The 14,499-nt window shown below is 61.8% G+C and carries 2 protein-coding genes; one reads left to right on the forward strand and one right to left on the reverse strand.

Annotated elements, in window-relative coordinates; all coding sequences use genetic code 11:
- The first annotated feature begins 32 nt into the window (after nt 1-32).
- On the forward strand, nt 33-2,474 hold the full coding sequence (locus tag QMK52_RS23220; protein ID WP_005787637.1) for a TonB-dependent siderophore receptor: 2,442 nt from the start codon (nt 33-35) through the stop codon (nt 2,472-2,474).
- Between the two features lie 174 nt (nt 2,475-2,648).
- Here the strand turns inward: QMK52_RS23220 and QMK52_RS23225 are convergent, their stop codons facing one another.
- On the reverse strand, nt 2,649-14,498 hold the full coding sequence (locus QMK52_RS23225) for a non-ribosomal peptide synthetase (protein WP_320403487.1): 11,850 nt from the start codon (nt 14,496-14,498) through the stop codon (nt 2,649-2,651).
- Nucleotide 14,499 lies beyond the last annotated feature (1 nt).

Here is a 14,499-nt window from a genome sequence, read left to right on the forward strand (position 1 = left end):
TGCCCACTTAAAACACAGAAGAGAAAGCATCCATGCCAGCACGACTCGGTCTCAGCCCCCTGAGCAAAGCGCTATCCATGCGCCGGGCCCTGAACATCAACCTCTTGCCGAGTGCCCTGGCGCTGGCTGTGTCGATGCCAATTGCAGGTTATGTGCAAGCCCAGGAGATCGAGCTGAATATTCCTGCACAGTCGCTGGGGAGCGCACTGCAGGAATTTGGCCGCCAGACCAATGTGCAAGTGCTGTACAGCCCGGGCGATGTACAGGGCAAGAACAGCCGCGCCGTCAAGGGCAAGATGCAGCCGCAGCAGGCCATTGACGCGTTGCTGGCTGGCAGCCAGACCACCTATAGCCTCAATGGCAATACCTTGACCGTTGCCGCCGCCAGCAGCGGTGGCGGGCTGGAGCTGAGCCCGACTGAGGTGACCGCCAACTACTTGGGCAACATCACCGAAGGTTCCGGTTCCTACACGCCGGGCACCATTGCCACGGCTACGCGCCTGACCCTGACGCCGCGGCAAACGCCGCAGTCGATCACCGTGGTCACCCGCCAGCACATCGAGGACTTCGGCCTCAACAACATGGATGACGTGATGCGCCACACCCCGGGCATCACCGTGTCAGCCTATGACTCCGACCGCACCAACTACTACTCTCGTGGTTTTTCGGTCAACAGTTTCCAGTACGACGGTATCCCGTCCACCGTGCGCAACGTTGGTTATTCGGCGGGCAACACCCTCAGCGACATGGCGATCTATGATCGTGTCGAAATCCTCAAGGGGGCCACCGGCCTGCTCAATGGCGCGGGCTCATTGGGCGCTACCATCAACCTGATCCGCAAGAAACCTACCTCGGATTTCAAGGGCCACGTCCAACTGGGCGCGGGTTCCTGGGACAACTACCGCAGCGAAGTGGATGTCAGCGGCCCGTTGACCGACAGCGGCAATGTCCGTGGGCGTGCAGTGGCGGCGTACCAGGACAAAAAGTCCTTCATGGACCACTACTCACGCAAGACCGAAACCTATTACGGCATCACCGAATTCGACCTCTCCCCGGACACCATGCTGACGGTGGGCTTCGATTACCAGGACAACATTCCGCAGGGGTCGAGCTGGTCCGGGTCCTTCCCGCTGGTCAACTCCAACGGCAGCATCAACAAGATGCCCCGCTCGTATAACAACGGCACCACCTGGAGTTCCTGGGAGCAGAACACCCGTACCGCCTTCGCCATGCTCGAACATGACATGGGTGACGGCTGGGTCACCAAATTCCAGCTAGACCACAAGATCAACAGCTACCATGCCGACCTGGGTTCGATTCAATTCGTCCAGCCAGCAGCCGACGGCACCGCCGAGATTAATGGCCAGAAATACACCGGCGAGACCAAGAGCACCTCGGCGGACCTCTACGCCACCGGGCCGTTCAGCCTGTTTGGTCGCGAACATGAACTGGTGGTGGGTGGCTCCATCGGCACCTCGCGCTGGCAAGGCAAGGGCTACTGGTCGCCGGAATGGCCAGGCGGTAACAAGGTCGACTTCTATAACTGGAACGGCCATATCGCCAAGCCGATCTACGGCCCGGCCCAACAGCACATCGATGACACCATCCGCCAGACCGGCTACTACCTGACCGCACGCTTTAACGTGATAGACGACCTGAACGTGATCCTGGGTGGGCGCGTGGCCAACTATCACGTCACCGGCAACAATCCTTCCTACAAGGAAACGGGTCGCTTTATTCCCTACGCCGGCGTGATCTACGACCTCAACGACAACTTCTCGGTATACGCCAGCTACACCGATATTTTCCAACCCCAGGAAAGCACCTATAAGGACCGCAACGAAAAACTGCTGGAACCGGACGAAGGACAGAACTACGAGTTGGGCCTGAAAGGTGAGTTTTTCGACGGCCGTCTCAACACCAGCATCGCTTACTTCGAAGTGCATGAGACCAACCGCCCGATCTCGGACGATGCCTATAACAACCAAGTACCAGCCCCGCAAAACTGGGCGTTCAAGGGCTCCAAAGCCGTCACCAAGGGATATGAAGCAGAGATCTCCGGTGAGTTGAGCCCAGGCTGGCAACTGCAGGGTGGCTACACCCACAAGATCGTACGAGACGAAGACGACAAGAAGCTCTCTACCTTCGAGCCCGAGCATCAGGTCAACCTGAATACCACCTACAAGCTCAAGGGCGACCTGGACAAGTTCACCATCGGTGGTGGGGTGCGCTGGCAGACCAAGGGCTGGAACTCAATCTGGAACGAGCCGCTCAAGCAAGATCAGGACATCACCCAGGAATCCTACTGGTTGGTGGACTTGATGACTCGCTACCAGGTCACCAAGAACCTTTCGGCCACCGTCAACTTCAACAATATCTTCGACAAGTCCTACTACAGCAACGTGGGCTTCTATAATTCGGCCGCCTACGGCGAACCACGTAACGTGATGGTCAGCACCCGCTGGGACTTCTGATCGCACCCCTTGATCGACCGCACGCCCGGTGAGAGTTGAACGCTCACCGGGCGTTTTTTTTTCGTACGAAAATAGTCTGTGGCTGCTTCATTGATCGGCATCAGCCAAAAAGACTATGCCGCTCACCCACAAAAAACCCGGATACAGGATCCGGGCTTCTCGTAAAGCGGCGGTTTACCTCATCGCATCCACCAAACTGCTGATGAACACCGCGCTGTCGATAATGCCGTCATGATCAGTCTCAATCATCACCGAACGCTCGATACGCCCCTGGCTGATCACCGTCGCCATCTGCTGCTCAATCACTTCCTTGAATCGCCCTGCCCGGCTCTTGGCTGCCCACCAGCAACTGATGGGAGCCTTGATCGGCTTGAAGTCCGCCTGCAGCAAGCGCTCACTCAGTGCCCGGTCAACGTCCCAGGATATCTGCGCCTCATTGCCACGCAGCAGTTCCTCTTTGACGGCAATAAATGCTTCGCCCAAGGTCTGTTCAGCCCAGCTCACGAATCCCAGCCATTGCTGCGCTTCATCCTCGGTATCCTGCCGGCATTGCTGCCAGGCACCCTGGATGGACTCGGCAAATTCGGGGAACATCACCCCCAACAAGGCGGCACGGCGCTCATTGGCTGAGACTTCGAGGTCGTCCTCGACCTCCACAGCATCCCAGTAGGGTTTGACCCACTGCGGCGGCGCAGCGTCGATCCAGCCTACAAACTCAACCTCGCGGCCGGCTTGCTCCAGGCCGTAGGCCACTTCCATGGCCAGGTTACCGCCCAACGACCAGCCGGCCAGGCGGAACGCGCCATGGGGTTGGGCCGCCAACAATTGCGCGGTGTAATCCTCGACCATCACCTGCCAATGCGGCACCGCAGCGCCCTCTTCAGCCAATGCGCGACACATCACCCCGTACACCGGGCGCTGCTCACGCAGGGCCAGAGCAATCGCGGTGTAGCAATGCACCGAGCCGAAGCTTGGGTGGAACATGAACAACGGCGTGCCTTGCGTCTGCTGGTTAAGCTTGACGATCAACGACGCTCGGCTATCGCCCTGCACGCACTTGACCTGCCCCGCCACGGTGGGGTTAAGCATCAATTGGCTGACGGACAGGTTCACGCCGCTGACCTTGCGAATCCGCTCCTTGAGCATCAGCACCCGCAACGAATGGCCGCCGAGTTCGAAGAAATTGTCGCGAAGCCCCACACGCTCCACCTTCAGTACCTCGCACCAGATCGCCGCGATCTGCTGCTCGATCTCGGTGACAGGCGCCTGGTGTTGCCCAGCGCTCTGAGCCTCAGGCTTGGGCAGTGCCTTACGGTCCAACTTGCCGTTCGGGCTCAGCGGCATCTGCGTCAGCACCACCCACTGCGCTGGGACCATGTAGTCCGGCAACTGCGCGGCCAGGTACGTAACCACCGCCGCTTTCCAATCCTCAAGCGGCTGTTGCAGCACCAGGTAACCCACCAGGTGCGTGCCGTCCACCGCCAGCACTGCGGCTTCGCGGACACTGTCGAGCTCCAGCAGGCGCGCTTCGATTTCTCCCAACTCGATACGCAGGCCACGCAGCTTGACCTGATGGTCCATGCGCCCGGCATATTCGATCACGCCATCGTCGCGATAACGCGCCAGGTCGCCGGTGCGATACAGACGTGTGCCGCTACCGAACGGGTCAGTCACAAAACGCTCAGCGGTGAGTGCCGCGCGGCGATGGTAACCCCGCGCCAAGCCAATACCGCCCAAGTACAATTCACCCAACACGCCCACCGGTGCAGGCTCCAGGTTGTCATCCAACACGTAGCAACCCAGGTTGGCAATCGGTCGGCCAATCGGCACGGCATCGCGGCCTTCCTCGACACAAGTCCAGTGGGTCACATCGATAGCCGCTTCGGTGGGACCGTACAGGTTGTACAACCCGGCGAGGGGTAACTTGGCGAACACCTGTTGCTGGGCGTCCGCGGGCAATGCCTCACCGCTGCAGACGATGCGTTGCAGGCTCTGGCACGAAGCAACTGCCGCGTCTTGCAAAAACGCTTGCAGCATGGACGGCACGAAATGCAGGGTGGTGATCTGCTGCGAGTTGATCAGGCTCACCAGCCTGGCAGGGTCACGATGATCCCCCGGCGCCGCCACCACCAGGCGGGCGCCGGTCATCAACGGCCAGAAGAATTCCCACACCGACACGTCAAAGCTGAACGGGGTTTTCTGCAATACGCTGTCGCGAGCGTCCAGACCATAGGCCTGCTGCATCCAGCACAGGCGGTTGGTCAGTGCGTTATGGCGGTTGCCGGCGCCCTTGGGTTGGCCGGTGGATCCGGAGGTGTAGATCACGTAGGCGAGGTTTTCGCCATGCACGGTAATATCCGGGTTGTGGCTGCCGAACGCCTCCAACCAGGCATCGCCCTGCTCCAGCACCATAGTGTTCACACCCGCTGGAACCGGCAACTGCGCCAGCAGGTGGGCCTGGGTCAACAGCAGTTGCACGCCACTGTCTTGCAGCATGTAGGCCAGGCGGTCACCGGGGTATTCCGGGTCCAGCGGCACATAGGCGCCACCGGCCTTGAGCACCGCCAACAGGCCGACCACCATTTCCAGCGAGCGCTCCAGCGCCAGGCCAACCAGCACATCCGGGCCGACCCCGGCCGCCATCAAGCGATGCGCCAGCTTGTTGGCCCGGGCGTTCAACGCGCTGTAACTCAGAGTTTGCCCGTCAAACACCAACGCTTGCGCATCCGGCGTGCGCAATACCTGAGCCTCGATCAAGCGGTGTACTGCTTGATCGAGCGGGTAGTCCACCGCCGTGGCATTCCAATCCTGCACCACCAACTGACGCTCGGCCTGCGCCAGTGACGGCAACGCGCCAAGACGTTGACTGCCATCGGTGGCCAGGGCCAGCAGCAACTGCTGGAAGTGCTCGGCCAAGCGCTGGATATGCGTTGTGCTGAAGGCCTGGCGGGCGTAATTGAATTCCAGGCCCAGTGTCTCGCCGAGGGCCAACAACACGGTCAATGGATAGTGGGTCTGCTCCAGGCTGTGCACTGCACCAAACCGCAACCCCGACGGTGCACCCTGCTCCAGCGCCTCGGACACCGGATAATTTTCAAACACCAGGATACTGTCGAACAGGGCTTCACCGCCCAGCCCGGCCCAACGCTGGATCTCGAACAGCGGCGTGTGCTCTTGCTCTCGCAAGCCAACGTTCTGTTGCTGGAGCTGCTGCAACCAGTGGCTGACCGACATCTGGGCATCCGGCGTCGCGACTACGGGCAGCGTGTTGATGAACAATCCGACCTGCTGTTCAATCCCGCGAAGTTGCGCCGGACGCCCTGCCACCGTGGCGCCGAAGGCTACGGTGGCTTGCCCGGTGTGGTGATGCAACAGCAGCAACCAGGCGCCTTGCACCAGGGTATTGAGGGTCACCTTGTGGCGTTGGGCAAAGGTTCTAAGCTGTTCGGTTTGCGCGGCATCCAGGCTCAAGCGATGCTCGCCATTGACCGCCAGGGCCGCATCCGCCTCAGTCTGTGCGGAACGGGACAGACGCGTAGGCTCTTGCAGGTTGACCAGTTGGTCTTTCCAGAACGCTTGACTGGCAGCTTTATCCTGCGCCTGCAGCCAGGCGATATAGTCACGATAACGCCCGGTCGGCGCGGGCAGCGCCTCACCCGCATACTGTTGCAGCACCTCGCCGAACAGCTGCGAACCACTCCAGCCATCCATCAGGATATGGTGATTGGTGTAGATCAGGTGGTAGCTCGATACCCCCGTGCGCACCACCGTCAAGCTCAACAACGGCGCCTGCTCCAGCACAAAGCCCTGGGCCCGTGCCGACTCGGCCAAGTCATCAAGGGCCTGGTTGCAGTCTGCACGCGTTTGCCAATCCAATTGCACAAACGGCAGGTGCACCTGCTTGTAGACCACCTGCAAAGGCTGCTCAAGCTCCGCCTGCCAGACAACAGCGCTGCGCAGGATCTCATGACGCTCCACCGCCACCTGCCATGCCTGGTGGAAGCGCGTTACGTCCAGGCCCTGCACATCAATGCGCATCTGGTTGATGTAGTCACCCGAGCCTTCGCCGTACAGCGATTGGAACAACATGCCTTGCTGCATCGGTGACAACGGGTACAGGTCTTCGACCTCGGCCACGTTCAGCGCCAGGCCATCCAACTGTGCCTGGGACAAACGCGCCAGGGGGAAGTCCGACGGCGTCACGCCCTGGTGCGTCGACTCACAGCAGTGGTCGATCAGCGCCTTGAGTTCAGTTGCATATTCATCAGCCAGGCATTGCACCGTCGCCTCATCGAACATCGCCTGGCTGAAGCTCCAGTTCAATTTCAGCTCGCCGCCAAAGACTTGGCCATTGATCTCCAGCCAGTTGCCCAAAGGCGCCTGCTGGCTTTGCTCGGCACCGCTGGCATCACCGGTCGGTGTGAACAGCCCTGGCTGTTCGCCATTGTCAAAACTGGCGTCAAACTGCCCCAGGTAGTTGAAGGTAATACGTGGGCGTGGCAAGGCCGCCAGCGCCAGTTGCGCCTCGGTATCGCCCAGGTATCGCAATGCGCCAAACCCCAGGCCCTTGTCGGGCACAGCGCGCAATTGCTCCTTGATGTGTTTCAGGGAAGTACCCAGGGAGTCAGCCGGAACCAGTTGCAATGGGTAAAGGCTGGTAAACCAACCGACCGTGCGGGTCAGGTCGATCTCATCGAACAGGTCTTCACGACCGTGGCCTTCCAGCCGTATCAACATCGAGGCCTCGCCGCTCCAGCGTGTGATCACCCGCGCCAGGGCGGTGAGCAGCAGGTCGTTGATCTGGGTGCGGTAGGCACTCGGCGCGTCTTGCAGCAAACGTCGCGTATACGTGGCGTCCAACTGCGTGCTCACGCTCAGCGCCAGCTGATTGCTCAAGCTTGCCTGTGGATCAGCGCCGGGCAAGCCGACCGGGCTGCCTTGCAATTGCGTCTGCCACCAGGCCAGTTCGTGTTGCAGCGCAGCGCTACGGGCATAGGTCTGCAAGCGTGCGGCCCAGGCGCGGGTGGCGCTGGTCTTGGCCGGCAGCGCCACAGGAGTGCCCTGCGCCAGTTGCTGGTAAGCGCTCTGCAGGTCTTCAAGCAGGATGCGCCACGACACACCGTCCACCACCAAGTGATGGATCACCAGCAACAAACGCTGGGAGCCATCGGCCAACTGCGCCAACACAGCACGCACTAACGGCCCCACAGCCAGGTCGAGGCTGCGTTGGGCTTCTTCACCCAGGGCGTCCAGCTCCTCGACGCTGTTCAAGGTGGTTTGCCACAACACCTGTTCAGCCTGGTGCTGATCGGGACCGCGGTAAGCTGCGCTCCAGCCTTGCGGCCCCTCGACGAAAGTGCTGCGCAAGGCATCGTGATGCACGATCAACGCCTGCAGTGCCGCCACCAGCAACGGCGCCTGCAACGGCTGGTGCGGTTGCAGCACCACGGACTGGTTCCAGTGGTGACGCTGGGGAATGTCATCGGCAAAGAAGCCTTGTTGCACTGGCAGCAGCAGCAACTCGCCGGTCAGCGCCGACTGGTCCAGTTGCACCGTGCCCTCGCCTTCCCGGGCGACGGTCGCCAGGCTTTGCACGGTCTGATGCTGGAACAGATCCTTGGGCGTGAAGCGCACCCCGGCCTGGCGAGCCCGACTGACCACCTGGATCGAAATGATCGAGTCGCCACCCAGTTCGAAGAAGTTGTCATGCAAGCCGACTTGCGGCAGGCGCAGCACGTCGGCCCAGATGGTGGCGATCTTGTGCTCCAACTCGCTCTGAGGTGCCACATACACCTGCTGCATCTGGCTCACATCCGGCAGCGGCAAGCCCTTGCGATCGAGCTTGCCGTTAGGGGTCAGCGGCATACGTTCGAGGAACATCAAGTGCGTCGGCACCATGTAGTCCGGCAAGCGCGATTTCAACGCGCGACGTAAGGTTTCGCGGCCGTTTGATTGAGCGACTGCGTCGTCCAGAAGTGTTGAGTCCAGCGGCACGACATAGGCCACCAGCTGCTTGCCGGTCGGGCCCTCCTGAGCCACCACCACGGTTTCACCGACGCTGGCCTGCTCGCGCAAACGCGCTTCGATTTCACCCAGTTCGATACGGAAACCGCGGATCTTCACCTGATGGTCGACACGCCCCAGGTAGTCCACCACCCCATCCGGACGCCCACGGGTCAGGTCGCCGCTGCGATACACACGGCTGCCCGGTTTGCCGAACGGGTCCGGCACGAAACGCTCAGCAGTCAGTGCCGGGCGCTCCAGGTAACCCCGGGCCACGCCCTCGCCGCCCAGGTACAACTCGCCTGCCACGCCGATGGGTTGCAGATTGAGTTGCGAATCCAGCACGTAACCGCTGCGGTTGCCGAGCAAGGTGCCGATGGGCGCGTAGACTGCACCGCATGGGTCACCCTTGCGCGCTTTCCACAGCAACGGCGTAACCACGGTTTCGGTCGGGCCGTAGCCGTTGAACAGGTACTTGGGTTTCAGTGCACGCCATGCCAGGTCATAGCTGGCTTGAGCGACGGCATCACCGCCGAAGCAATACACCCGCACCGCCGGTGGGTTGCCGTCGCGCTCGGCATGTTCGGCCAACTGTTGCAGGTACACCGGCGGGAATACCGCCATGGTCACGTTATGACGGTGCATCTGCTCATAGGTGTATTCGGGCAACCACAGGCTGTCATCACGGATCAACACGCTGGCGCCGTTGATCAACGGGTGCATCCAGCCTTCGTGGGAGCCGTCGAAGGCGAACGACATAAAGTGCAGTTCGCAATCGGCCGGCGAGGTTTCATAACGCTCACCGGTAGCGATAATGTGCGCCACCAACGGCCCGTGAGACACCGCCACGCCCTTGGGCAGGCCGGTGGAACCGGAGGTGTAGATCACGTAGGCGAGGTTGTCGCCGTCCAGCGCCACATTCGGTGCTGTTTCGCTATAACCTGACCAGGCGTGTACCTGATCCACCGCCAAGGCTTCCATGCCCTCCGGGATCGGCAACCGCTGCTGCACTGCCGAATGGGTCAGCAGCAATTTCGAGCGGCTGTCCTGCATCATGTACAGCAAGCGATCACGCGGGTACTCGATATCCAGCGGCACATACACGCCACCGGCTTTCATCACGGCCAGGAACGCCACCATGATCTCGGCACTGCGCGGCATGGCAATCGCCACGCGCACTTCCGGGCCGACGCCACGGGCAATCAGGGCATGAGCCAGACGGTTGGCCTGGCGATCCAGTTCGCCGTAGCTCAGGGTCTGCGCATCGAACTTAACCGCCACTGCATCCGGGTTTTCCCGGGCGCGATCGGCAAACAATTCGTGCACCCAGCGCTCGGCCGAGAAGCCGGAATCCGTGCGGTTCCAGAGTTGCAGGATCTGTTGTTGTTCGGCCGCGTCCAGCAAGCTCAACTGACTGAGCTGCTGCCGTGGGTTGGCAACCATCCCCTGCAGCAGGTTCTGCCAGTGGCGCGCCATGCGTTGCACAGTGCCGGCTTCGAACAGGTCCTGAGCATAACCCAGGGTGGCCCATATGCCTTCGGTGGACTCCTGGATATCCAGGTCCAGGTCGAAATGAGCGGTCTTGCTTTCCCACTCCAGCCCTTGCACCTGCAACGCTGGCAATTGGCGCTGAACCTGGACCTGGCCGACATCGGTCTGGTGGTTGAACATGACCTGAAACAACGGGTTGTGACTCAGGCTGCGCTCAGGTTGCAGGGCTTCCACCAGCTGTTCGAACGGCAAGTCCTGGTGGGCCTGGGCCTCGACCGCGCGTTGCCGAACGTGCTGCAACAACTGCTCGACGCTCATCTGCCCATGCACATCCGCCTTGAGCACCTGAGTGTTGACGAAAAAGCCGATCAGCCGCTCGGTCTCGCTGCGATTGCGGTTGGCAATCGGCACACCGACGCGTATTTCTTCCTGGCCGCTGTAGCGGTGCAACAAGGTCTGGAACGATGCCAGCAGCAACATGAACAGGGTCACGCCCTGCTCTTGCGCCAACACCTTGAGACCCTGGGTGAGTTCGGGCGCCAGCTCGAAGGCCAGGCGCGCGCCACGGTGGCTCTGCACCGCCGGGCGCTGGTGGTCGAACGGCAACTCCAGCACGTTCTGCTCACCGCCCAACAGCTCACGCCAGTAGGCCAGTTGACGTTGCTTCTCGCCGGCGTCCATCCAGTTACGCTGCCATACGGCATAATCGGCGTACTGGATCGGCAACACCGGTAGCGGTACATCCTGGCCTTGGCTGTAACCGGCATACAACTGCACCAACTCCTCGACCACCAACTGCATTGACCAACCATCGGAGACGATATGATGCTGCACCAGCACCAACACATGCTCGTCTGCGGCCAGGCGCAGCAACGTCACGCGTAGCAACGGGCCTTGCTGCAGGTCGAACGGTTGGGCAATCAACGCTTCTACCCGGGCCTGAAGCTGGGCCTCATCGACATCAGCCTGGGTGATCGGCAAGGTCACCTGCGGTTCAATCACTTGCACCGCGCCGTCGTGATCCTGGCGGATATGGGTGCGCAAGCTTTCATGGCGCGCCAGCAAGCTATCGAAACTGTGCTGAAGCGCGCCTGGATCCAACTGCCCTTTCAAGCGTAATGCACTGGGGATGTGATACGCCGCACTCTGGGGCTCCAGTTGCCACAGAAACCATTGGCGCTCCTGGGCATAAGACAGCGGCAAGGGCTGCTCGCGGCCCGCCGGCAGCAGAGGTGGCGCCGTCGGCATCGGGCTGTCCTGGGCCTGCAAGGCGGTGACAAATGCCTCCAGGCGTGGGTGTTCGAACACGGCCTTGAGCGGCACTTCCAGGCTCAGGGTCTGGCGAATCCGTGATACCACCTGCATCGCCAACAGCGAATGCCCGCCCAGTTCGAAAAAGTGCTGGTTCAGGCCCACGTGCTCGGCGCCGAGGATATCCGCCCAGATCGCTGCCACCTGTTGCTGCAACGGCGTGACCGGCGCCAGCCAGTCCTGTTGCAAGGCGGCGGCTTCGGGTTTGGGCAGCGCCTGGCGGTCCAGCTTGCCGTTGGGGTTCAAAGGCATGTGGTCGAGGAAGATCAGGTGCGCTGGCACCATGTAGTCCGGCAGGTGTTCGCGCAAGGTCAGCATCAGTTGTTCGCCAGCCTCCGCGCGCTCGGTTTCAGACAGCGTCTGTGCCGGCACCAGGTAGGCCACCAGTTGGTTGTCAGCGGCCAGCAACAAGGCTTCACGCACACTGTCCTGAGCCAGCAGTACGCTTTCGATCTCACCCAGTTCAATGCGGAAACCACGGATCTTGACCTGGTGGTCGACCCGCCCGACATACTCCACCACGCCGTCGGCGCGATAACGCGCCAGGTCGCCCGTGCGGTACAGGCGCTCGCCTGCGGCGCCGAACGGGTCCGCGACGAAACGTTCGGCAGTCAGGCCCGGCCGTTGTAAATAAGCGCGGGCCAAGCCACTGGCGCTGGCGATATAGAGTTCACCGACTGCGCCCAGCGCCAGCAAGTTCAGGTCGCGGTCCAGCACATACAGGCCACGCCCTGGCAGCGCCCGGCCAATCGGGCTGGCACCGGCGGCGCTGACGGCGCTCGCGTCAGTGCAGTCCAGCACACTGGAGACCACAGTGGCCTCGGTAGGCCCGTAGGTGTTGAGCAAGCGCACATGGCTAAGCCCTGCGCGCTGCCACAGGAGTGGGCCATCCAACGGCATGGCTTCGCCGCCGATATGGATCTGGCGCAAGGCACCATAAGACCTCGGGCCCGCTGCCAGGCAGTCTTGCAGGAACAGCTTCCAGTAGGCCGTGGGCAAGTCGGCCAAGGTGATGCCCTGGGCGATGATCTGCCGATACAGCTCGGCACCGTCCCACAGTTGCGGGCCGCGCAATACTACGGTGGCACCGAGGGTCAGGGCCGGGTACAACTGCTCGACAAAACCGTCGAAGTTCAGGGTGGCAAACTGCAACACCCGGTCTTGGGCAACCAGTTGCGAGTAATCCGCCGCGATGCCAACGAACTCACTCAGGGCAGCATGGCTGATGGCAACCCCCTTGGGCTTGCCGGTGGAGCCGGAGGTGTAGATCACGTACGCCAGGCTCTGGGGCTCGACATCAGTCGGTAGATTGTCCTCGGAGCACTGCGCCAATGGGGCCAGATCAATATCCACGGACGACACATGAGCCGGCAACGGCAGGCGCCCGCGCAGGTGAGATTGAGTCAACACCAGGCCGACGCCGCTGTCCTCAAGCATATGCACCAGGCGTTCGCGCGGGTACTCAGGGTCCAACGGCACATAGGCTGCGCCCGTCTTGAGCACCGCCAGCAAGCTGACCACCATGGCAAAGGAGCGCTCGATGCAGATCCCCACCGGCCCATGCGGGCCGATGCCCTGGGCCAGCAGGTAATGCGCCAGGCGGTTGGCCTGGCGATTCAGTTCGCCATAGCTGAGGGCCTGGTCATCCAGGGCCAGGGCCTGGCGGCCCGGCTGCCGGTCGGCCTGGGCTTCAAACAGCCGGTGCACCGCGTGCAGGGTGGTGGCACACGCCGGAGCGTTCCAATCCTGGAGCATCACCTGTTGCTCCACGGCACTCAGCATCGGCAGCTCGCAGAGACGGCTGCGCGGTGCGTTCACCACTGCCTGCAACACGTGCTGCCAGTGCTGCGCCAAGCGCTCGACGGTAGCGGTGTCGAACAAGTCAGTGGCATAGGTCAGCGCAGCCCAGAGGCCCTCGGCGGATTCATGGGTATCCAGGCTCAGATCGAAATGGGTGGTCGGGCTGTCCCAATCCAGTTCCACCACACGCAGGCCCGGTAACTGCTGGCCTTCGCGGCCGCCCTGGGCATCGGTCTGGTGGTTGAACATCACCTGGAACAATGGGTTGTGGCTCAAGCTGCGTTCGGGCTGCAACGCCACCACCAGTTGTTCGAACGGCAGATCCTGATGGGCCTGGGCCTCCAGGGCGCGACGCTTGGTTTGTTGCAGCAGTTCGGCAAAGCTCATCTGCCCGTCGAGGTCAGCCTTGAGCACCTGTGTATTGACGAAGAAGCCGATCAGCCGCTCGGTTTCGACGCGGTTTCGGTTGGCATTCGGCACGCCAATACGAATGTCCGACTGCCCGCTGTAGCGATACAACAGGGCTTGGAACGACGCCAGCAACAGCATGAACGCCGTCACACCCTCCTGCTGCGCCAGGCGCTTGAGACCGGCCACCAGAGCCGGTGGCAGATGCACCTGCACGCTTGCACCGCGATGGCTTTGCTGCGCCGGACGCGGGCGGTCCAGCGGTAGCTCAAGCACCGGCTGCTCGCCGCCCAGCAGGGCCTGCCAATAGGCCAGCTGGCGCGCCTGCTCTCCGGCCTCCATCCAGCCTCGTTGCCACAGGGCGTAGTCGGCGTACTGGATCGGCAGCTCAGGCAGTTGCAAATCATGGCCCTGACTGTGAGCGGCGTAGAACTGCACCAGCTCCTCGACCATCACTTGCATCGACCAACCATCGGACACGATGTGGTGCTGCACCATCACCAGCACATGTTCATCTTCGGCCAGTTGCAACAGCGTCACGCGCAACAACGGCGCCTGGTGCAAATCGAACGGCCGTGCGACTTCGGCTTCCACCCGCGCCATCAACTGCGCCTCGTCGATACGCGCCTGGTGGATCTGCACCCGCGCCTGGGGCATCACCGCTTGCCAGAGGCGTTCGCCGTCCTCGACCAGTTGTGTGCGCAAGCTCTCATGCCGGGCCAGCAGGCTGTCGAAACTGCGCTGCAATGCCGCCAGGTCCAAGTGCCCGTGCAAACGCAGGGCCCCGGGGATGTGATAGGCGGTGCTGTCCGGATCCAGTTGCCAAAGGAACCACTGGCGCTCTTGAGCGTAGGACAGCGGCAGATGTTGGCCGTCCTCGCGGATCGAGGCAATCGGCAGTTGAGCGAAACTCATGCCCCGGCTTTGCAGGCGCTGGTAAAACTGCTGGCGCTGCTCCAGAGGCAAGCGAAGAAAGCGCGACACCAAGTCGATATTAGGGTTGGAAAGCATG

The sequence above is a fragment of the Pseudomonas sp. P9_2 genome (assembly GCF_034008255.1).
GTDB classification, from domain to species: Bacteria; Pseudomonadota; Gammaproteobacteria; order Pseudomonadales; family Pseudomonadaceae; genus Aquipseudomonas; species Aquipseudomonas synxantha_A.

Bases quoted from the DNA above. Each gene is read 5' to 3' on its own strand.
- QMK52_RS23220 (WP_005787637.1), top strand. From the start codon at position 33: ATGCCAGCACGACTCGGTCTCAGCCCCCTGAGCAAAGCGCTATCCATG.
- QMK52_RS23225 (WP_320403487.1), bottom strand. From the start codon at position 14,498: ATGCTTTCCAACCCTAATATCGACTTGGTGTCGCGCTTTCTTCGCTTG.